Source organism: Alkalihalobacillus sp. TS-13 (assembly GCF_019720915.1).
Classification (GTDB): domain Bacteria; phylum Bacillota; class Bacilli; order Bacillales; family Fictibacillaceae; genus Pseudalkalibacillus.
On sequence record NZ_JAHKSI010000001.1, the window covers coordinates 2,767,084 to 2,788,148 of the forward strand.

General features: G+C 43.5%; 18 protein-coding genes and 1 pseudogene. All 19 read right to left on the reverse strand.

What is annotated here, in order from left to right:
- Positions 1-19 precede the first annotated feature (19 nt).
- On the reverse strand, positions 20-634 hold the full coding sequence (locus KOL94_RS13450; RefSeq protein ID WP_221566913.1) for a lysine N(6)-hydroxylase/L-ornithine N(5)-oxygenase family protein: 615 nt from the start codon (positions 632-634) through the stop codon (positions 20-22).
- Entirely contained in the window at positions 619-1,188 is a 570-nt protein-coding gene (locus tag KOL94_RS13455) for an FAD/NAD(P)-binding protein (RefSeq protein WP_221566914.1), read from the reverse strand. Before KOL94_RS13455 ends, KOL94_RS13450 begins: the two co-directional genes overlap by 16 nt.
- 22 nt (positions 1,189-1,210) lie before the next feature.
- A pseudogene (rpsN, locus tag KOL94_RS13460) lies at positions 1,211-1,481 on the reverse strand (30S ribosomal protein S14).
- A 252-nt stretch (positions 1,482-1,733) separates the two neighbouring features.
- Positions 1,734-2,930, reverse strand: coding sequence for a PDZ domain-containing protein (locus KOL94_RS13465; RefSeq protein ID WP_221566916.1), 1,197 nt, complete (start codon positions 2,928-2,930; stop codon positions 1,734-1,736).
- Between the two features lie 113 nt (positions 2,931-3,043).
- Positions 3,044-3,217 (reverse strand): hypothetical protein, encoded by a 174-nt coding sequence (locus tag KOL94_RS13470; protein ID WP_221566917.1) that lies wholly within the window; start codon positions 3,215-3,217, stop codon positions 3,044-3,046.
- 99 nt (positions 3,218-3,316) lie between these two features.
- Positions 3,317-4,777 (reverse strand): S41 family peptidase, encoded by a 1,461-nt coding sequence (locus KOL94_RS13475; protein WP_221567718.1) that lies wholly within the window; start codon positions 4,775-4,777, stop codon positions 3,317-3,319.
- Between the two features lie 684 nt (positions 4,778-5,461).
- Positions 5,462-6,445 carry an LCP family protein gene (locus KOL94_RS13480; protein WP_221566918.1) on the reverse strand — a complete coding sequence of 328 codons (984 nt, stop codon included), beginning with the start codon at positions 6,443-6,445 and terminating at the stop codon, positions 5,462-5,464.
- Between the two features lie 173 nt (positions 6,446-6,618).
- Positions 6,619-7,590, reverse strand: coding sequence for a cation diffusion facilitator family transporter (locus KOL94_RS13485; protein ID WP_221566920.1), 972 nt, complete (start codon positions 7,588-7,590; stop codon positions 6,619-6,621).
- Between the two features lie 72 nt (positions 7,591-7,662).
- On the reverse strand, positions 7,663-8,820 hold the full coding sequence (locus KOL94_RS13490; RefSeq protein WP_221566921.1) for a mannitol-1-phosphate 5-dehydrogenase: 1,158 nt from the start codon (positions 8,818-8,820) through the stop codon (positions 7,663-7,665).
- 1 nt (position 8,821) lies between these two features.
- The gene (locus KOL94_RS13495; protein WP_221566922.1) at positions 8,822-9,259 is read right to left on the reverse strand and encodes a PTS mannitol transporter subunit IIA; all 438 of its coding nucleotides are present in this window, start codon (positions 9,257-9,259) and stop codon (positions 8,822-8,824) included.
- Positions 9,259-11,370, reverse strand: coding sequence for a BglG family transcription antiterminator (locus KOL94_RS13500; protein ID WP_221566923.1), 2,112 nt, complete (start codon positions 11,368-11,370; stop codon positions 9,259-9,261). Before KOL94_RS13500 ends, KOL94_RS13495 begins: the two co-directional genes overlap by 1 nt.
- Before the next feature lie 514 nt (positions 11,371-11,884).
- Complete coding sequence (locus tag KOL94_RS13505; protein ID WP_221566924.1) at positions 11,885-12,142, reverse strand: hypothetical protein; 258 nt, start codon at positions 12,140-12,142, stop codon at positions 11,885-11,887.
- Entirely contained in the window at positions 12,139-13,614 is a 1,476-nt protein-coding gene (locus tag KOL94_RS13510) for a PTS mannitol transporter subunit IIBC (RefSeq protein ID WP_221566926.1), read from the reverse strand. Before KOL94_RS13510 ends, KOL94_RS13505 begins: the two co-directional genes overlap by 4 nt.
- A 728-nt stretch (positions 13,615-14,342) precedes the next feature.
- Positions 14,343-15,542 (reverse strand): murein hydrolase activator EnvC family protein, encoded by a 1,200-nt coding sequence (locus KOL94_RS13515; protein WP_221566927.1) that lies wholly within the window; start codon positions 15,540-15,542, stop codon positions 14,343-14,345.
- A gap of 158 nt (positions 15,543-15,700) precedes the next feature.
- On the reverse strand, positions 15,701-16,594 hold the full coding sequence (gene ftsX / locus KOL94_RS13520) for a permease-like cell division protein FtsX (RefSeq protein WP_221567719.1): 894 nt from the start codon (positions 16,592-16,594) through the stop codon (positions 15,701-15,703).
- A complete protein-coding gene (gene ftsE / locus KOL94_RS13525; protein WP_311775177.1) occupies positions 16,563-17,273 on the reverse strand; it encodes a cell division ATP-binding protein FtsE in 711 nt (236 codons plus the stop codon). The genes ftsX and ftsE overlap by 32 nt, the downstream gene beginning before the upstream one ends.
- 825 nt (positions 17,274-18,098) lie before the next feature.
- On the reverse strand, positions 18,099-18,815 hold the full coding sequence (locus KOL94_RS13530) for a LutC/YkgG family protein (protein ID WP_221566929.1): 717 nt from the start codon (positions 18,813-18,815) through the stop codon (positions 18,099-18,101).
- Positions 18,772-20,241 (reverse strand): LutB/LldF family L-lactate oxidation iron-sulfur protein, encoded by a 1,470-nt coding sequence (locus tag KOL94_RS13535; protein WP_221566930.1) that lies wholly within the window; start codon positions 20,239-20,241, stop codon positions 18,772-18,774. The genes KOL94_RS13530 and KOL94_RS13535 overlap by 44 nt, the downstream gene beginning before the upstream one ends.
- Positions 20,231-20,974, reverse strand: coding sequence for a (Fe-S)-binding protein (locus KOL94_RS13540; protein WP_221566932.1), 744 nt, complete (start codon positions 20,972-20,974; stop codon positions 20,231-20,233). The genes KOL94_RS13535 and KOL94_RS13540 overlap by 11 nt, the downstream gene beginning before the upstream one ends.
- Between the last annotated feature and the right edge of the window lie 91 nt (positions 20,975-21,065).

The window sequence follows — 21,065 nt, forward strand, 5'->3', positions numbered from 1 at the left end:
CTTTATGATTTTTTACCTTTCAATGAATGGCTGCTAGTCTTTCAGCAATTCTCCTTGCTCCTGAAATGTTTCTTGATACTGGACCTATTTCAAGTTCCCCTAAAGCTCCTGCTACATGTAATCCCTTGCCCCATTCAAGTTCTGGAGAGACAATCGGGAAACCGCAATTTGAACATTTGAGACCATGCTTCTCGATTGTTTCATCTAACCACTCTTTACCGGGTAGGGAACCTTCTACCCCCGTTGCAAGAATGATACGGGAAGCTTCTAGGCGTTCACCATTTTCCAAATGTAAAAGGAGACGGGAATGTTCATCTAGTGAACACTTCCTCACTTCTCCTGTAATTGTTTTTAAGTGACCTTTCCGTTCTAAATGTTTTTGCTTATGAAATAGATACTGTGTGATCGACCCTTTATGCCTTGCCTGTGAAATGATCTGTCTGCGTTCTTCAAAATCTTCTACTTTATGAAATTTCCGCATGTTTTTTGGCCCCATCCAGCCCGGATCGCTATCGAATTCATGAACGCGAAATGGATGCCGTTTAACCTGTATAACCTGAAAGTTGCCATGTCCAGATAATTTATTTACCAGGTGAGCAGCAGTGATTCCACCACCGATTATGACCACTGGCAATGTTTCGCTTTCCATAGAAGGCAGCTGTTTGTCAAAGATATGGAATATTTTTCCGGATGACGTTTACTTAATTCTTGAGCCCATTCTGGATAAGAAGGCTGATCGTTGACACCCATAGCCAAAACGACTCTCTTTGAGTAAAGAGATCCATCATCAGTAGTATGGACATTCCAATGATCATTCTGATATTCCAATCCATTCACATACGCTGTCTTCCAGGCCTTACGCAATTGAACTTCGTTAAACACGTGATGACAATGATGGTTGAACAAGTCTAGATTGGGTTTCTGATAGTAACCATAAAACGCATCGTTAAAGTTGACTCTTTTAGCGTATCGTTCAAGGCTAGATGGATGTGTATCGACATGATGGACAACAGGAGATCGAAGGTAATCCATACCGATTCTCGAGGTAAGCTGTTTCCATCTATGCATCGGGACTGGCGATGGATCAATGATCTGAAGTTGGTTAACGTCTACATTCCTGTTTTTCAGTAAAAACGTGGCAATCGTACAACCATGTATGCCTCCACCGATAATCAACCACTCTTTCATCTAAGGTTCCCCTTTAGTGGTTTTACCAGCTCGATTTTTTGACGCCAGGAATTTGGCCTTTGTACGCAAACTCTCTAAAAGCAATTCGAGACATTTTGAACTTTCTTAAGTATCCTCTAGGTCTACCAGTTACTTGGCATCTATTGTTCAAGCGTGTAGGAGAAGAATCCCTAGGCAGTTTTCTTAGTGCTTCGTAATCCCCTTCTTCCTTCAACTTTTTTCGAATTTCAGCATATTTCTCAACAAGTTCTTGTCTTTTTTCTTTCTTTTGCAACTTTGGATTTTTTAGCCATTTTCAAGTCTCCTTTCAATAAAAAAACGCTAATAGTAATCATTACGATTTAGAGTCGATAGCACTGCCTTCTCTCTCGAAACTGTCATCCTATATGAAATTATTGAATTAATAACACAAATCGTAACGATTACGATTTGTGGTTTCCCAATTATATCTGCTTTTTATTATTTTGTAAAGCAGGGTTCTCCTATAGACCGTAAAAAGACGCCCCCTTGACCGGAGACGCCATTATGTTGGTATTCAATTCAACTCAGCCTACTACTTTTCTGCGTTTTGCTTTTTCAGGCTGGGCAAACAGCAGGCCTAGTTCGTGGTGCTCATTTTCATAAAGTGAGCGCTGGACAAAGCGGACTTCACCGCTGAAGTTCAGGACCTCCAGTTTTACAAAGGACGCGCTGCTCTGTACCGCTCCATAAAAGTCCTCAACCCGCTCCATCTTTCTTCCGTTCACCTTGATGATCCGCTCCCCGATTGAGACATTCATTTTAGATGCCGGTGAGCCAGGAATGATTCCCAGAACCCGCAAGCCCTCATTCATCGCACTGAAGTATGGTGCACGCTTGATCTCTAGCTTTCGGTAGTACAGAATCAATGCATTACGCCCAACAACTGCGAGTCCGACAATGACAATGCTGATCATTTCCAGATCGAAGGTGATCAACAGCACCGATCCGGCGAGCAAGATGAGACCGAGCAAAAAGAAACGGCTTCCGATATTTTTCACGACTGGTTCTGGCATTGATTGCGATACGACGTGATGGAACCCGATCGCAAACGGCGCAAGCGCAAAGCCGACACTTGCCTCACCGATCTGGAGCAGCGGGAACCAATCTGAAGTCGCCACTACCGATCCGGGCACGAGGACGAACAACGGGACAAACCAGATTCGGCTGATAACGTGGGCACCGATTCCTTTCCCTCTTTTACCACGCAATAGAATCGGCGATGTATTTTTCCCGCCGATCGATATGATCAGAATACCTTCGACGACAAGCAATGCAGCAACCAAAAGCGCGATCATACCGAGGGAAGCATCCTGCAGATCTACGAGCCACCCATCCACGATCCTTACGCCTGTTTCAAACGGCGGCATGTAAGCAGCTGCTAAATAGGTCAACGTACCAGCAAACACCGGATTGAAATAGTTTTTACGCAACGTCAATCCGAGGACTATGTAAAATACGGACATGACGGCGATCACACCGAATGATAGATACAATCCGGCGAACACGCTCAGTACTGAGAAAATCAAACCGATCAAGAGGCCCGGAACGATCCCGTTCACAAAATCATCCATCGTGTCATACACTCGGACGCGGAAATCACTTCGCTCCCGTTTCACACGGGTGACAGCATGGAATCCAATCAATAATAATATGACGTAAAAAAGAGGATTGAGGAAAAACCAACCCATCGCTTTAAGTATATTGAACAGTATATCTTGCATATTTCAGCCCCCAACAATCTATCGTTTCTCTTCATTTTCGTTGCAGGTGAACCACAACCCTTTTCGTTACGAGGACTCACCGGCTCGCTATTCCCGCAAAAGTTTTGTAACGCTTATTCATTCATCGATTTATCTTTTAGTAATAGGTCCAGCTTGCGCTCGATCTCTTTAAGCCGATCCTTCCGGTTGCGCATATATGTAATCACAAAATTGGGCACTGTGATCATCCCAATCAACATTAAGAACGCAAGCACCTGGAACAAAATATCCCCTATAAACATCTCCAAAACCTTCCTCCTATAACATTCGAAAAAGAATGCAAAATAAAATCCGTAGAAGGGCATCTTCTACGGATATATTCGACAGTCATACGTTTCATCCTGCTTTTACTTTCCGAATAAAACTTCGATTGCCGTCTGCAGCTGCTGATCATTCTTTCCGCTGTCGATCTTTTCAAGCAGCTTCTGTTCCATGAGCGAAGCGGTCTCTTCGTCCACTTTTCCAGTCGCCTTCACTTTATTAGCGTTCTGAAATGCGCGTACCGCTGTTTCTGTTTTATTATCGTAATATCCATCATCCCGTCCAGGATTGAATCCCAATCCTTTCAAGATCGTCTGGACATTTTTCACCTGTTCACCCGTCATGTCGTAGGACAACGGTTTTTCAATCGTAATCGGGTTTGCACGGTAAAAAGCTGGCTGCTCTTCTTTTACCGTCGGCTCGACACCTTTCTTATGGATCCAGTTGCCATCCGGCGTCAACCATTTGAACATCGTCAGTTTAAGACTGCTGCCATCTTCCATTTCAACCGCTTGTTGCACTGTTCCTTTACCGAACGTTTTTTCCCCGACAACTTCGTATCCGCCAGCTTCTTTCAAGGCTGCTGCTAAAATCTCAGATGCAGATGCACTTCCCTTGTCGATCAAACCGACAATCGGGTAATCTTTTTTCTTGCTCGTGTCAGAGAAGAACCGTTGCTTCTCGCCGTTTCGTGCTTCAATTTGGACAATCGGATCATCCTTCGTGATGAACAACTGTGCGATATCCTGTACAGCATTCAAGAACCCACCCGGATTACCACGAACGTCGATAACGAGGCCGTCGATCCCTTTACCTTCAAGCTCTTTCAGCTGCTTTTCAAAATCGGAAGCAGTGTCTTCAGAGAACGATGTGATCTTAATATGGCCGATTTTCTTGCCCTCATTTTCGATGACATCGGAGTACACTGTTTCAATCGGAATTTCGTCACGTTTCACATCGATCGACAATGGATCGCTGACGCCTGCACGTTTGATCTCAAGCTTTACGGTTGTTCCTTTTTTACCGCGGATCTTCAATACTGCATCGTATAGATCAAGCCCTTTTGTACTTTTCCCGTCAATGGAAATGATCTGATCATGCGGTTTTAAACCTGCTTTTTCAGCCGGTGAATCTTCGAAAGGAGCAACGACCGTTACGTAGCCATCCATCATGGTAACTTCTGCACCGATTCCTTCAAAAGAAGACTCGAGCGTGTCGTTGAATTGCTCAGCTGTTTTTGCATCCATATAAACGGAGTATGGATCGTCAAGCGTATTGACCATCCCCTGGATCGCACCTTCCAGAAGCTTTTCCTGATCGACATCATCTACATATTTTTCAGAAATCAGTTCATACGTCTTTTCAATCTTCTCGAAATCTTCAGCTGATCCAGAACTTCCTATTTTACGATCTTTACCATTTTCAACTGCTTTTTCTAAAAGGGAAGGACTCTCATCATCAGAGAACAACGTCATTCCGGCATATGTACCACCAGCTCCGACAGCAAGTGAGCCCGCCACCAATAATGCAACCACTTTACCTTTCACATTCATTTCATCATCACCCCATCGTGTTTGCAGGAAAAGGCACCACACCTTCAAGATGCGATGCCTTCTCACATGAGTAAGGTCCCCCTAAGTCCGTGCCATTCACTTACTCGGTATACTATATGAACAGCTTGTATCCTTTATGTGTGAAAAAACCTATCTTGTATTCCTGTAACGTTAAAGCTAGCTCCATACTACTACAGAAGCCAGAATCTAACAAGGAAATCGGAATATTTTTGAATAGCTTTTTCGCATAGATTGTGGTTTTTGGAAATATACTCGCTTTCCGCGGGCAAACGAAAAGCGGAAGCAACCCGTTTAATCACGTAAGTCACTGGAAAACGGACGAGGAGGCTATCGCCGCCGCAGGAAGTTTGAAGTGATCCAAGTGACTGGTCGCTGAGCTAGACATCATTCCATGCATAAGCCCTGAATCTGCAAGCCTCCTCAGCTCACTTGCACTGGATGTGTTGGCTTCAACGTTCACCACAGGACGTGGTGGTAATTATCGAAGTTCATCATTATCCTCGAAGATCCTTAATCCGCTTACGGGGTCTCGCTTAGCTTGCTTTTCCCGCTGGAGTCTCGCATATTTCCACTGCTTAATGGTTTCAGCATCTTTCTTTACAACATTCCATTAACACAAACTTTTAGAAAGCAGCCTTTTGAATAGAGAACCTGTATTCAGCTCGAAAACTGCTTATTCTCTCCTTTTTCCAACTCCAATTCCTTTTTCAGTTGAGATCGGATTTCTTCCAATTGTTGCTCATCAAGCTGCAGATAATAAGTTGAGCCCGGTTGGTAATCGTACCCTGACAATTGGAGTTTATCAACCTCTTTCACTTTCGTCATATATGGAACATAAGAAAGGACTTCGTTGAAGGAAAGGTTCAAAGAGAGGTTGCCTTCAAGGCTCTCTAGCAGTCCATCATACTTAGATACAGAGGAAAAAGATTTCATTTTTCCAATGCTTGATTGGATGATCTGCATTTGCCTTTCACCCCTCATCAAGTCAGAATCCGCTTTACGAGTTCGTGCATAGGCCAAAGCTTCTTCACCGTCCAACTGCTGCTTTCCTGTATCCAATACCACTTTTCCATGTGTTTCTTTCGCTATCTGATCAACCACATATTGATCTTCTATATCGATTTCAACACCGCCTAACTCATCAATCGCTGTCTTAAAGGCTTGAAAGTTGCCACGTACGACATAATCCAACGGGATATCAAGCAGTTCTTCAGTCGTCTTGACGGTCAATTCCAATCCACCTACTAGATGAGCATGGTTGATTTTATCCATCCCATGCCCCGGAATATCCACATACGAATCTCTAGGGATGCTTAACAATGTCACCGTATCGTCGGTTTTGTTGAAAGTTGCGACCATTAAAGCATCTGAAAGGCTTCCCTTAGCTTCTCCATCCCTGCTGTCTATACCAACAAACAGAATTGAGAAGTTATCTTTTTCCGGGTCGATCGTTTCTTCCCTTTTATCCGATTTTTCTCCCCTGTCTAAGGAAACCTGTGCATTTTCCGTAATATCCGAGGCTTTTGTATAGAGGTAAGCCGTATAGGAGATGGGCAAGAGCATCAATACAAGGAAGGTGATAATCGTATACCTGAGCCATTTCCGTTTCTTCTTCCGTCTGTCAAATCTTGATTCCATCAAAACCACCTTTCCGATACTATTACTAAGAATTGAGCGTATAGGATTTCAGCATTGTTTACCTGGTTGATGCTAAAAGAATGATTCTTCACGTACAAAAAACACTCACCACCTATTGTACAAGAGAGTGTTTGTTAACCTAAACCCCTTTTTATATAAAAAATCTGAAAAGTTTGTTACTTTTTATCTTGAGAGGTTATCTCCCAGCTTTGTTTATCGTCCGATTCAATGATCCCGAGTGTCACATCATCCACATCGGGGTCAGCAAGAACCTGATCCCTTACACGGAACTTGATATCGTCAGCTTCACCTAACGAGAATCCTTTCTTTAGTTCAATGTAGCTTTCTACGTGATATTTTCTGCCCTCTTGTAAAATCCGCATTTTATTAATATCGACCACATCCGATTGTGACAGGATCAGACTAGCAATCCGATCCTCTACTGTTTTCGGAGCGGCCACACCAATCAGACCGATTGTGTTCTCATAACCGATTTTTAAAGCAATGCCGATTAATAAGAGACCGATTAGTAGTGTCCCTATACCATCCAACAAAAAGAACCCTGTAAAATGAGAAAGCACCACGGCTACCAGCGCAAGCAACGCGCCGAACGTTGCAATGATATCTTCGTAAAAAACCAGTCTTGTTGGCGGTGCTGCCAAAGAGACATTCTTCAGAGCCGTTGAGATGAGACCACCCTCAGTTACTTCAACCCTTGTTTCTTTGAGAATTTCTTTCATCGCTTTGATCAAGACAAAACCGTCAATGATGACAGCGACAGCCAAAATTCCGATATTCAGCCATATATTCGTAGAAGGCTTAGGATGCTGGATCAGCTCCCAACCCTTCAGGACTGTTTCATATGCCATGATTGAAACGACCACTACAGCAACCAGGACAAACAGGTTAACCACTCTCCCGAACCCTGCAGGAAAACGTTTTGTCGGTTCTTTTTCAGCTAATGCGCTTCCTATGAAAACGAACCCTTGATTGGTCGCATCAGCAGCTGAATGGAGCGTTGTGGCCAACATTGTGCCGCTTCCACTGACAAAAGCAGCGATTCCTTTGATAACTGTCAGAAAAGCATTCCCGGCTGCAGCAATCCCCGATGATTTGTTACCTTTTTTCAATAAAGCGATAAATCCCATTCTCGTCCACCTGCTCAGTTTAAAGTTACTTTCATTATCAACCTTGAGGTAGGACTCTATTCAAATGTATTATTATATCCATTTTTCATTCGTAATTAACTGCTCCCGGACAATCGTAAGCAAGCGGCTGTTCTCATCCAAACCGGCAACATTTTTGAAAGTTTCCATGAATCCATGCTCTCGGATGGACGCCTGAAGATCCAACGCTTCTTCATCATCTGGATGATCGTAAGTTAAAGCCGCCGCGATGACTTTCCCAAGAGAAGTCGGATCTTTCCCGAACATTTCCAAGTAATCGACAGCAGGTGCGACCAATCGATCTTTAGCTCCCAACTTACGTTTTGGGGCTCTGGCAACCCGCGTCACTTCATCAGAAATGTGCGGGTTTAAGAAACGGCCGATGATCTTTTCAATATAAGCCTGATGTTCTTCAACACTGAAGAGATATTTTTTGACTAACACCTCTCCAGATTCTTTTAAAGCGGAACGAACATCGTTTTGGATTACGTTGTCTTCCATAGCTTCTTTTATCGTTTTATATCCTTTTTGATAACCTAAGTAGGCTGCAGAAGCATGACCGGTATTCACAGTGAACAACTTGCGTTCGATATAGGGAGTCAAATCATCAACAAAGTTGACCCCGTTTATATTCGGCTTCTCACCCTTCATTTCTTGCGTTTCCACTACCCACTCATAATATGGTTCGACTTTTACGAGCAATGGGTCTTTGTTGGTTTGGAGTGGCACGATCCGATCGACAGCCGCATCAGGAAAACCGATCATCTCGTCTAATGAAGACTTCATATCCTGATCGATCTTTTTGTACACATAGTCTTTCAAAAGGGTGCTGCCGCCGATCATATTTTCACAGGCAATCACATTCAGTGGTCTATCACTGCCCTGAGCCAACCGTTTTTGCAAGCCCTTTGCCAACAATTCAGATATGATAGGCAGGATGTTCGGCCCCACAGCTGTTGTAACGAGGTCAGCCTCAGCAATTGAATCAATAACCGCTTCCGGATCCTTCATACTATTGAGACCACTAAGCCCGTTCACTTCAATGGTTTCATTACTTCCAACAAGTTCGATCGTGTAAGAGCCCCGACTGTTCAATTCATCGATCAATTCAGCATTTACATCTACAAAGACCGTGTGGAAACCTGAATCCTCTAACAAGGCACCGATGAATCCGCGTCCGATGTTACCTGCACCGAAATGGATCGCTAACATATCAGTTCACCACATTAAAAATAGAAATGACTTCTTCGGCAGTTTCAGCTTGAAGAATGTTATCGATATTTTCTTCTTCCGAGCAGACAATCGCGATTTTCGATAGGATTTCCAAGTGCTCATTCCCTTTGCCCGCAATTCCGATCAACAGTTTTACAGTATTCCCGTCCCCGAAATCAACTCCATCAGGAACGGTGACAATACTTAAACCTGTTTCTTTAACAGCCTTTTTCGCGTCATCTGTTCCGTGAGGTATTGCCACAAAGTTTCCCATATAAGTGGATGTGATCTCTTCCCTTTTCAACATTTCATCAATATATCCACGTTCGACATATCCTTGATCATAAAGGATTCCACCGACAAAACGAATAGCTTCTTCCTTGTTCGATAATTTCGTATCCAAAACGATATTATCAGTCGTTAAAATCGTATCAGACATTATTCATTTCCCCTTTTTGATAATTTTCCTTCTAAAAACCGATGCAGCTGATTGGCTACATAACGATCAATTTTTTCGGCATTTTTTGATTGAAGGATCTCGACACATTCTGAACTCTCTACAATCAATGAACTAAGAAAACTTAATACTCCCAGTCCTTCCCTATGGATATCTACTGGTGCAAGCATGAGTAAGATCGTATGGATCTCCATAGGGGTCTGATCCATCCCTTGAATGGTGATGGGCTCAGGCAGTATTTGAACCGTAAAGATCGGTTGTCTGATCTGTCTATGCCTCGCGTGAAATAGAGCAAGATTCGTCCCAGTGATACCAAGACCGCCTAGTTTTTCACGTTTCAAGAGAGACTCCATGACAGATTGACCATCACCGATATATCCTTCCGTTTCAAAACACAGACACGTTTTCTTCAAGATTTCTTCATAGGTCCCTGTATCATGATGGGTAACCTTCATGGTGTTCAACAATTGATCGACAACTTCGGCATATTTATGGATTGTTTCAACAGAACCACGGATTTCCTTCATTGATTTATCGGACAATGGCCTGTTTACTTGATTGAGAGAATTTACTTTGATCGAATCAGAAATCCGCTTTTTCCGCAGTAGGTGGTCTATTTTATGAACATCTGAAGTAGGAAGCATCGGATTGACCTGAATGTACTGGTCAATTTCGGATAAAGCAATCGTTGAAACAATCAAATCGTATTGGGTAGTATCCAACTCATCCAGCTCGAATAAAGAGCGATGCTCGATTTCTTCAATTTCTTTGAATTGTCGGGTTAATTTTGCCGCTAATATTTTTGAAGTACCGATCCCGCTTGAACATACGACTAATACTTTAAGTCCCTTGTAGCCTTCCATATTCAAAAGAGCAGAGGCGAAATGCATGACAAGGAATGCTGTTTCTGTCTTTGGAAAATGATATGGAAAAACCTCATGAGCTGATTCTTCTACAATTTGAAAAAGATCTTGGTAATCACGTTCAATTTGGTCTGTTAACGGATTCTTTATCTCCTTGTTTTCCTGAAGCCGGTATATACTTGGCTTCAAATGGCTGACCAGATCATTCAGAAGGTGATCGGACTGATGGAAGTCTATTCTGATTCGCTCGGAAACAAGCTCGATCAGCTGTTTTACTTTGAAGGCTAACACCAAATCAGCTTCTTCTGAAAAATCCTCCCCATTACGAACTTTCGCTCCTAACAGATGGGTCGTGATATACCCCGTTTCTGCCTCGGGAATCGTGATATCAAAAACATCCTCCAACTTCTCGATCAACTTTTCTGCAACAGCAAACTCTTTTGTAGACTTGAGTTTTTCCAGCTGTTCAGGCGGCATACTGATCGTCTCTCCTTGTTGGATTCGTTCCATTGCCAATGAAAGGTGGATGACTAAACCAATATATTCACTATCCACTAATTGATTTTGTAAGGAATGACGGATGGCCTCGACACTCTGTTCAATGACCTTCAACTTTTCTTTATTGATAAGGTCCAATAGCTGTTCGGACAGTGTGTTGACAGAAGAGGGAGTCGGCTTTGCTACCTTTTCGCGTAAAATGGATAAAAGGTTCATCTCATCCGTATGCTGGAGGATCAATTGGCCTATCGCTTCCCTGATATGTGTTTCATCCCCTTGTATTTCGACGCCATATCCACGTCTGCGAACCAAAGATAAATGAAAACTTTCCAACGAATTTTCAATTTTGTCTAAATCATGACTGATCGTCGCAATCGTCACACCCAATTCATCAGCAAGAGAGAATAATTTCACAGGCTCACGGGCTTCCAATAATCTTGAAAGAATCAAAGTCTGCCTCTCCTCAGGTGTATAATCTGTTTGTACTTGTTGATGGATAACAGATAAGAGAGAATTTCGTTCACTTACAGAAGCTTTCAATTTCAACCCGCTTCCGGCTTTTTTATCAATTGAGATTCCATGCGGCTGCAATATACGTTCTAATTCTTTAAGATCCCTGTGGATGGTTCTTGAACTGACGCCTATCTGATCGGCAATCTCCTTTATTGGAACTTCATTCTTGGTCCGCAACAAAACATCCAATATCTTTCGTTCCCTTGCTGTAATATACATCAGTCAATCACCTCCCTTTGACAAAATTTAAATTCAATAAGCATTGCTCAACTCAAATTCTACGTGGTAACCCCTATATCTATCAACGAAAACTAAATGTAGTCTCGTCTCTTCTAATGTTGACAAAATTTAAATGGCGTATGTGGCCTAATTGATGAAGGCAGTTTTCTAAAAGTTTGTTGCTAATAGAGTGTGGATAAGGATGCTGAATGATTATGGCAGTGGAAATATGCGAGACTCCTGCGGGAAAGCAAGCTAAGCGAGACCCCGCACTCTTAAAGGATCTTCGACTATAATAATGAACTTCGACTAAATACCACCACGTCCTATGGTGAACGTCGAAGTCAGCACATCCTGTACAAGTACGTCCTGTAGTGAACGTCGAAGCCAGCATAAGGAACGCTTCTAAGAATCCCCATCGCAGACACGAAAATGATTTCATTTTTGTGTTGAGATCCTGTGCAAGTGAGGAGGCTTGCAGATTCAGGGCTTATGCATGGAAGTGATGTCTAGCTCAGCCACCAGTCACTTGGATCCCTTCAAACTTCCTACGGCGGTCGACACATTGATTAACATCCTTATGAGTCGCCCACGCAGAACCAAGTCTTTGTTTGGTTCGAGCCTCCTCGTCCGTTTTCCAGTGACCTACGTGACTAATCGGGTCGCTTCCGCTTTTCGTTTGCCCGCGGAAAGCGAGTATATTTCCACACCGTAAAAAAACAGCTAAAGAAAAAGAGTCTGAACATGCAGACCCTTCTCTTGTATTCTTCAATCTTTTTTCAATTCTTCAACTAACTCATCGTACTTAGGGCTGTTCAAGAAATTATCGACAGAGATATGATGTGCACCAGGAACCTTTTGGATCGCCCGTTCTGTCAGATCCTTATGGGTGATGACAATATCCACATCTGAAGGTAGATCATTGATCGCCATATTGGTCACATCGATCTCAATGCCTGCCTTCTTGAATTTGTTTTTCAATAATGATGATCCCATGGCGCTGGATCCCATTCCAGCATCGCAAGCAAAGATGATTTTATCGATATTTTCCTGATTGACACTTGGCACTTCACTTGTATCCCGATTAACAGGCTCCTCTGTATTGGTCTCTTCTTCTTCATCCTTCTTGGAAACCAATTGATCAGAAACCTGGCTCTTCTTCCCTTTCATTGTTTCCATCCGTGTAGTCGCCTCTGTCAGGCCTTTTTCGTCCTGCTTACTCGTTTTTAAAATAACTGAAGCAACGATGAAAGATACTAATGTGGCAACCAGAACACCTAAAACGACGCCAGCAAAGTTCCCTTTCGGTGTCAAAGCTAACAGCGCGAATATACTACCCGGAGAAGGAGTTGACGTAAGACCTGCCCCAAAAGCTGCAAATGTTGCTGTTCCACTTACGCCTCCAGCTATGACAGCAAGGATCAATGTCGGCTTTGATAGGATGTAAGGAAAATAGATTTCATGAATTCCACCAAGGAAGTGGATGACTGCGGCACCAGGAGCCGTTTGTTTGGATATCCCTTTACCAAAGACCATGAAAGCGATCAGCACTCCTAACCCTGGTCCTGGGTTTGTTTCAAGCAAGAATAAGATCGACTTACCGACTTGCTGTGCCTGATCGACTGCAAGTGGACTTAAGATTCCATGGTTGATGGCGTTATTTAAAAACAGTATTTTGGCTGGTTCGATGAATAGGTTGACCAATGGCAATAGCCCAGCGTTGATCATCGCTTCAACACCGGTTCCAAGTGCTTTTGTGATTCCACTTACCACTGGACCGATTCCGAGATAGGCGATGATGGTCAAAATCGCACCAGTAATACCAGCCGAGAAATTGTTGACAAGCATTTCGAAACCAGAACGTATACGGTTTTCAAACAATTTGTCGACCTGTTTGATTGCATAACCACCAAGCGGCCCCATAATCATTGCACCTAGGAACATAGGTATGTCAGCACCGACAATGACACCCATCGTCGCAGTCGCCCCGACGACACCACCGCGTAAATCATAGACAATACGTCCACCACTGAATCCGATCAATAATGGAAGCAAATAAGTGATCATCGGTCCCACTAGTTCCGCAAGGCTTTCGTTCGGCAACCAGCCTGTTTCGATGAATAGGGCCGTTATGATCCCCCAAGCGATGAAGGCTGCTATGTTCGGCATGATCATTCCGCTTAAGAAGCTGCCAAATCGTTGGATTTTCGCTCTTATGCCAGATTGCTGTTTATTTTCAACCATATATAATCCCCCTTATTTTAAACAACTTTACGATTACCTTTATCATAAAGCGTTTACAAGAGCGCTATCAATACAATGAAAATGCATCTTTGGCAAAGGTAATGTTGACAACATTTAAATAAGATAAAAGTTTGTTGCTATTGGAGTGAGGATAAGGAAGATGCTTAAAGCTTATGCCAGTGGAAATAGGGAAGAAGACTCCTGCGGGAAATCAAGCTAAGCGAGACGCTGCAAGCGAGGAACGAGCTGAGCAGCTCCCAGATTCCCAACGGAAAGCAAGTGAACTTCGCACAATACTGCCAATGTGACGAGGAAAGGAAAGCTTCTAAGAATTCTCATCACAGCCACGATTTCATTTTTTTGTTGAGATCCTGCGCAAGTTAGGATGCTTTTAGACACCCTCCCTCTCTAAATCGATGTTTTTATCCGATTATGGAAGAAAAACAGAATAATTAGGACGTTATAGGATGGTATTTATTCATAAAAATGCAGAGGTTGCCCGTAAATAAGGGAAAATGAGTGGTCAACTTATATGTCATTCTGATTTATCTACAAAAAAAGATGATCTTTTACAAAAATCCGAAATTATCTACAAAACACAAAAACATCCTCAGACTGTCTTCATAAAAACTACCACGTCGAAGTGCTGTGGCAGACCTAAGTTTTTCTTATCTTTAGAAAAAATCACACCCCAGTACCGTTCCCGGGGTGTGATCTGTATCCATCGATTAGAAGTAATTATTCGGGTTGACTGCATTAGACTTGCTTTGGTTCCAATCACCTTTATGGATCTCAAAGTGCAAGTGCTGACCAGTCGATCTTCCAGTGCTACCCATATTACCGATCTGCTGACCTTTCTTAACAGAAGCGCCATTACCGACCAAACGATTTCTCATATGTGCGTAGACTGTTGTATATTTTTGACCATTGATATAGTGTGCGATAAACACAACATTTCCGTAGCTGCTTGAATAGTAAGACTTGATGACTGTACCAGAAGCTGATGCAACAATTGGTACTGTGCCGCCTTTCGCCAGGTCTATTCCAGCGTGGAGTTCTCCCCAACGGGATCCGAATCCTGATGTTTGCGGAGCATTAGCCGGTTTCATGAACATTCCGTTACCGACCGCTGGTGTTGAGGACGATCCGCTGTTCTTAGCTGCTTGTTGACGTTTCATCTCTTTTTCAAACGCTGCCTGCTGCTTTTTTAATAGATCAGATTCGTCTTCTAATTTACCCATTTCAGCATGCTTGTGATCCTCTTCCTTTTGAAGTTCGCTCAACAATTCATTTTTAAGTTTGGCTTGGGCTTTCAAATCAGATTTCAAAGCTTCAAGCTCTTTCATTTGTTCTTTAAGATCGGCAAGTTGTTGTTCAACTTCTGCCATCATTTCTTCAAGTGCTTTTTTATCAGCTTTGTGTGCCTCAAGAATTTCTTTATCTTGCTTCGAAATTTCGTTTAAAGCAAATACGCGATCAAGGAAATCTCCAAAGCTTTTCGACCCAAGCAATACCTCTAAGTATTGAACAGAACCACCATTTTCGTACATTGCTGTTACACGATCTTTCAACATTTCATCACGTTCAGCGATACGTTCTTTTGTCTCAGCGATTTCCGCTTTCAGCTTATCGATTTCTTCTTTCGTGTTTGCGATTTCTTTTTCTTTTCCAGCGATTTTGTTTTCCGTCTCAGCGACCTGTTTATCTAGCTTTTTGATTTCAGCATCTAGCAGGCCTTGATTATGCTTGATTTTTTCTATCTCTTTTTTAATTTCTTGTTGTTTCGATGAGTTAGTGCTCTGCTTTTCTTTTACGCTATTGATCTTATCTTTCAGAGACTCGGCATGAGCCTCATTACCACCGACAAAATTGAATCCACTGAATATTAAACTGATCGAGGCTGCGACTGCTATGAACTTCCTTTTCAATCTCTTATCCCCCATTCAAGTTTTAAGTATGTAAGTAGTTGGTGACCGCCTGTATGGCAGCCCCAACCTATCTTTTTGGCTTTGTTAATCTGCGAAATTCACTCCCTTTTTCTTGGCTCGCTCTTCACGCAGGAGTGTCGTAAATTTCGCTTTTAAAATTAGACTTTCAAGAACTTACGGACTGAAGTCATGCTTCCCCATACGCCTATGAACGCACCGATAACTATAAGCAATCCAGCTAGCTGGAACATCAGCGGATAGACTGGAAGCAGTTGAATGAACACGGTCTTCAAATCTACACTTACAGCATCATAGATGAATTGATAAGCAAGGATTAAGAGCCCGATTGGCACAAGCGCTCCAAGGACACCTAACAGGAATCCTTCTACGAAGAACGGCCATCGGATGAATCCGTTCGTCGCACCTACCAATTTCATGATTTCGATTTCTCTACCACGTGAAACGATCGTGATCTTGATCGTATTGGCAATCAAGAACATCGCCGTAAACAACAGTCCGACAATAAGGACCAAGCCAACGTTACGTGCCGTGTCTGTCACCTTGAAGAGCTTTTCGACGGTACCTTTGCCGTATTCGACTTTGGTCACGTTCTTAATCCCTTCGATTTTCTTGGCGACAACAGGTGTATCCTGTGGCTTTTCCGTTTTTACAGCAAATGCATCTGGCAGCGGATTTTCATTTTCAAGAGATGCGAATACTTCACCCTCATCTCCTAAACTATCAATCAACTCTTTCAAGCCTTGTTCTTTCGGGACGAATCGTACATCATTGACCCGATCGATTCCATTCAGATCTTTTTCAATCTGTTCCTGCCGGTCAGCTTTTATCGTTTTATCTAGATACACACGGATTTCAACATCATCTTCTATTTGAGACGCAATTGCGTTGATGTTAAGCAATAGAACAAGAAATACACCCACAAGTAAAAGGGTCACGGTTACGGCACTGATCGATGCGAAAGACATCCACCCGTTCCGGCCCAGGTTTTTAAAACCTTCTTTAATGTGTCGAGAGAGGGTCCGGAGTTTCATCATAACCGTATACACCTCTTTTCTCGTCACGTACGATGCGACCGCCTTCTATGGCGATTACCCGTTTTTTTATCGTGTTTACAATCTCTTTGTTGTGGGTAGCCATAACTACAGTGGTCCCTCTATTCGAAATCTCTTCAAAAACTTCCATAATGCCCCAAGCTGTATCGGGGTCTAGGTTTCCTGTAGGCTCGTCCGCAATCACGACATGCGGTCTATTAACGATGGATCGAGCAATCGATACACGCTGCTGTTCACCGCCAGAGAGCTCATCAGGTAAAAACCGCGCTTTGTTCTTGAGACCTACGAGTTCAAGTGTTTCCATCACTTGTTTACGTATGACCTTTGGTGTCTCCTCGATGACCTCGAGAGCAAACGCGACATTTTCGTATACCGTCAATTTCGGCAGGAGCTTAAAATCCTGGAAGACGATACCGATTTGTCTTCTTAAGTATGGAATATGACGCTCTTTCACCTTAGTCAGGCTTTTCCCGTTTATTATGATATTGCCCTTGGTAGGTTTTTCCTGGCGGTACATACATTTGATGAATGTTGACTTTCCTGCACCACTCGAGCCCACGACGTAGACAAATTCCCCTTTATCTATATGGACATCTATCCCGTTCAGTGCCATTACACCGTTAGGATAGGTTTTCCAAACATCGATCATTTCGATCAATTTCATCACACCTTGTATTTTCTCTTGTTGTCAATTCTCATCGAAGTAAATATCCTGTTATTTTATATCAGAGTATAATAGTAGATTTAGTTTGAAATTGACTTTTAGCACCAACTATTATAACATCTCGATTCGTCAAATTAACCCAAAATAGTATTACATTTGTGTTTCAATTTGTTTTAAAATATGACGAAATCTAGGTATAACGCCACTTTTCAGCCTCGATAAGATTCGACAAGTTTTTCCCTTTTGCGCGTACCATACTACACTAACCCATCTATTCCTGCTAAGAAATAGTCTATTCGTATAAAAATTCTTATTCCGGGTCCTGATTAGAATGTACCAAATATCTCTTCACCGCGTTGCAGTGATAGCGCGGTTTTAATCTGAAAAATCCCATCATTCCTCTTATCGGCTGTTGTCAACGGATATTCAATCGATTAGTAGTAATAGTATTTCGAACTTGTTTTGATTCTCTGTCCTTAGATAAAGAAAAAAAGCCGTTCTTATAGGAACTGGCTCAATTTTTGAACAAAGTTTGAACGTCTATTTTTTGTTGTTTAATTTGCGTAATTCAATCCTTCCCCGAGCCTTCTTATTCGTGACTCACTGTGGGTCTCGCATGGTTTGCTGTTCCTACTGGAGTGTCGATAAAATCTGAATTCGGACAGTCTATCGCTTTTTTCTCCTGTTCCTGTCCCAATTAGTATTGTTTCGGGACAGCTTACCGGTTTTTTATCCTGCTCCTGTCGAATTAACCTTGTTTTGAGACAGCTTGCAGCTCAAAACTCCTGTACCTGTCTGAATCAGGCACGCTTACCAAGCTTACCGGTCTGTCACAACGATATACGTCGCTTTGATTGGGCCGTGAACGCCAACCACGAGGCTCATTTCGATATCCGCACTGTTACTCGGTCCTGAAATGAAATTAATACAAGTCGGGAAGCGCTCTCCGTTTTCCGCTTTTTCATGAATCAATCGTGTAGCCTGCGACATCCGTGGAACGATGGTACTTTTCGGGACGATCGCGATATAGGCGGCTGGGAGCAGACTCACTGCCCTTCCTTTCCCTTCGTCACTGAACAGAACGACTGTACCGGATTCTGCGAGCGTCACATCGCTGAACGTGATTCCGAGATCTGCTTGCTCAGCCAGATCGATGTTTTTCCGCCCTGCGTCACTATTCCATTCATGAAAACTGAAAGGAGCATCCTCACGATTCAAATAACTGTCCAAACCGTATTCCTTGAACCGGAAATCATCCCATGAAACGATCGATTTACTTCCGTATTGCTCGACTACATCGGCAAGCGCAGTTGATAGATTGTCAACATCGGTTTCAACAAGGTCTGTATGGATCTTCGTGCATTGGATCTTCATCACCTCAAGAAGATCATCTTGACTGAAGGTGTCCATAACCTTCCACTGGGGCTGGTGTTGCCACTCCGGCTTTACAACATCCCCGTAGATCCGTTCCCTGCCTAGATGTTTCGCGACATTATTGAGAAAGGTTTCGCGATTTTGGATCGATCCCGCTGTCATTTGACGCACCATCCTTTCCACGCTTTTTATACCAGTCCCGGAAGCGTTCCTTTTTCAGAGCAGGAAAATCCCTGCTGGCCGTCCATCCCTTCAAGGCACCTGGTCCGGAAGTGATCTTTCCGCTGGTTACTAAAGGCGTCATGAACATCGGTGCTGCTTTCGTCCCGATTTTATACAAAGCCGTTGAAGTCGTCCCTGCTTTAAAAACTTTCATAGCCGTCCGTTCTACCCATGGTACAGCGGCTTCTTCTTCCACAATCTTTTTCCGATGTTTATTTAACAGATCGTGAAGCGGGATCTTGACAGGACATGCTTCCGTACAGGCTGCACAGAGTGTAGAGGCGTATGGCAATTCCTTATGGTCCTCATAGCCATCCAGAAGCGGTGTCAGGACCGCTCCGATCGGACCCGGGTAGATGGAACCATACGAATGTCCGCCAATATGACGATACACGGGACATACATTGATACAAGCCGCGCATCGAATACAATGCAGAGCTTCCTGGAATTCGGTCCCGAGGATCTTCGAACGGCCATTGTCGATAATGACGAGATGGAACTCCTCTGGTCCATCAACTTCATTCTCGCCTCTTACTCCCGTCAAACCTGTCACATAGCTGGTTAGCTTCTGTCCGACCGCACTCCTGCACAACAGACTTACGAGCACATCAAGCTCTTCCCAGGTCGGCACGATCCGTTCCATGCCCATTACCGTTATCTGCGTTTTCGGAAGCGCCGAGACCAAACGCGCATTTCCTTCGTTCGTAATCAAACTGACCGTCCCAGACTCTGCAACCGCAAAATTACAACCGGTGATGCCGACATCCGCTGACAGAAATTCCTTCCGTAACTGCTCACGTGCAAACAGAGCGAGCTCCTCCGGTTTTTCCGTCTTCAAATACCCCTTGCGATCCCGGAAAACATCGCGGATCTGCTCCTTGTTTTTATGAAGGGCAGGGGCAACGATATGGGACGGCGGATCCCAGTCATCCACTTGCAGGATATACTCGCCGAGATCCGACTCGACAATCTCACAGCCCACTTCTTCCAACGCCTCGTTCATGCCGATTTCTTCGGTCACCATCGATTTGGACTTGATCGCCTTTTTAGCGTTTTTCTTCTGGATCACCTCTTTTATGTACCGGTTGGCGTCTTCAGCCGTTTCCGCAAAATAAACATGTCCACCCTGTCTAGCCACATTTTCACTCAGCTGCTCAAGATAATAATCCAGGTTTTGGAGCGTATGCTTCCGAATCTCTTCACCGAGGTTCCGCCATTCTTCCCAGTCTCCGAGCTCTTCAGCTGCGTTCAATCGTCCATCCCGCAGTCTGCCCTGGGCCGATTGGACAGCACCACGCATAAAAGCATTCCCTAATCCTGTGTTCACACGTTCTGGAAATTTCCGGTCTCCAATCTTAATGCCCATCCGATTCACCTCGATCCACAGATTTCCCGTTCAACACTTGTGCGATATGAAGCACTTTTACAGGGGATTCTTCTCTCGACAACCTCCCGCTGATATTCATCAAACAGCCGCAATCCGAGCCTATGAGAATGTCCGCGCCGCTCTTCTTGATATTTTCAACCTTGTCATCGACCATTTCTTTTGAGATTTCCGGCATTTTTACTGAAAACGTCCCACCGAAGCCACAGCAATCATGACAGTTCGGCAGCGGCTGCATCTCAAGCCCCTCTACCTGACTTAATAGTTTTGCAGGCGCATCAGAAACCCCTAGCAATCTCGTCATATGACAGGACGTATGATAGGTTGCCTTTGCTGGTAGTTTTGCATCGATATCCTTGACATCAAGGACCTCTATCAAAAATTGGGTCAGCTCAAAAGTTTTATCCGCCAGTTTCGAGGCGTGTGATGCCCATGGATTATCATCAAAAAGATGGACATACTCCTTGAGCATCGTTGCACATGAGCCCGAAGGCGTGACCACATAGTCGGCATTCTCAAATACCCGGATCATATGCTTGGCCGTTTGTTTCGCCTCTTGGTGATATCCGCTGTTGAATGCCGGCTGTCCACAGCATGTCTGTTGTTCAGGAAAATCAACGTCACAACCGAACTTTTCCAACAGTTCAACCGTATCCATCCCGACCTCCGGATAAAACAAGTCTGCTAAACAAGTGATGAATAAGGAAACGTTCATGTATAGCTCCCCTCCTATCAATCTTTCTTATATAAAGATACTGTTAATCTCACATTCTGCCACGAACCAAACGTCATCTAGCCTCTCTTTT

Excerpts from the sequence above, each read along its gene's own strand:
- KOL94_RS13455 (WP_221566914.1), bottom strand. The coding sequence starts at position 1,188 with ATGAAAGAGTGGTTGATTATCGGTGGAGGCATACATGGTTGTACGATT.
- KOL94_RS13465 (WP_221566916.1), bottom strand. The coding sequence starts at position 2,930 with ATGCAAGATATACTGTTCAATATACTTAAAGCGATGGGTTGGTTTTTC.
- KOL94_RS13485 (WP_221566920.1), bottom strand. The coding sequence starts at position 7,590 with ATGGGATTTATCGCTTTATTGAAAAAAGGTAACAAATCATCGGGGATT.
- KOL94_RS13490 (WP_221566921.1), bottom strand. The coding sequence starts at position 8,820 with ATGTTAGCGATCCATTTCGGTGCAGGTAACATCGGACGCGGATTCATC.
- KOL94_RS13495 (WP_221566922.1), bottom strand. The coding sequence starts at position 9,259 with ATGTCTGATACGATTTTAACGACTGATAATATCGTTTTGGATACGAAA.
- KOL94_RS13500 (WP_221566923.1), bottom strand. The coding sequence starts at position 11,370 with ATGTATATTACAGCAAGGGAACGAAAGATATTGGATGTTTTGTTGCGG.
- KOL94_RS13510 (WP_221566926.1), bottom strand. The coding sequence starts at position 13,614 with ATGGTTGAAAATAAACAGCAATCTGGCATAAGAGCGAAAATCCAACGA.
- ftsX (WP_221567719.1), bottom strand. The coding sequence starts at position 16,594 with ATGAAACTCCGGACCCTCTCTCGACACATTAAAGAAGGTTTTAAAAAC.
- KOL94_RS13530 (WP_221566929.1), bottom strand. The coding sequence starts at position 18,815 with ATGACAGCGGGATCGATCCAAAATCGCGAAACCTTTCTCAATAATGTC.
- KOL94_RS13535 (WP_221566930.1), bottom strand. The coding sequence starts at position 20,241 with ATGGGCATTAAGATTGGAGACCGGAAATTTCCAGAACGTGTGAACACA.
- KOL94_RS13540 (WP_221566932.1), bottom strand. The coding sequence starts at position 20,974 with ATGAACGTTTCCTTATTCATCACTTGTTTAGCAGACTTGTTTTATCCG.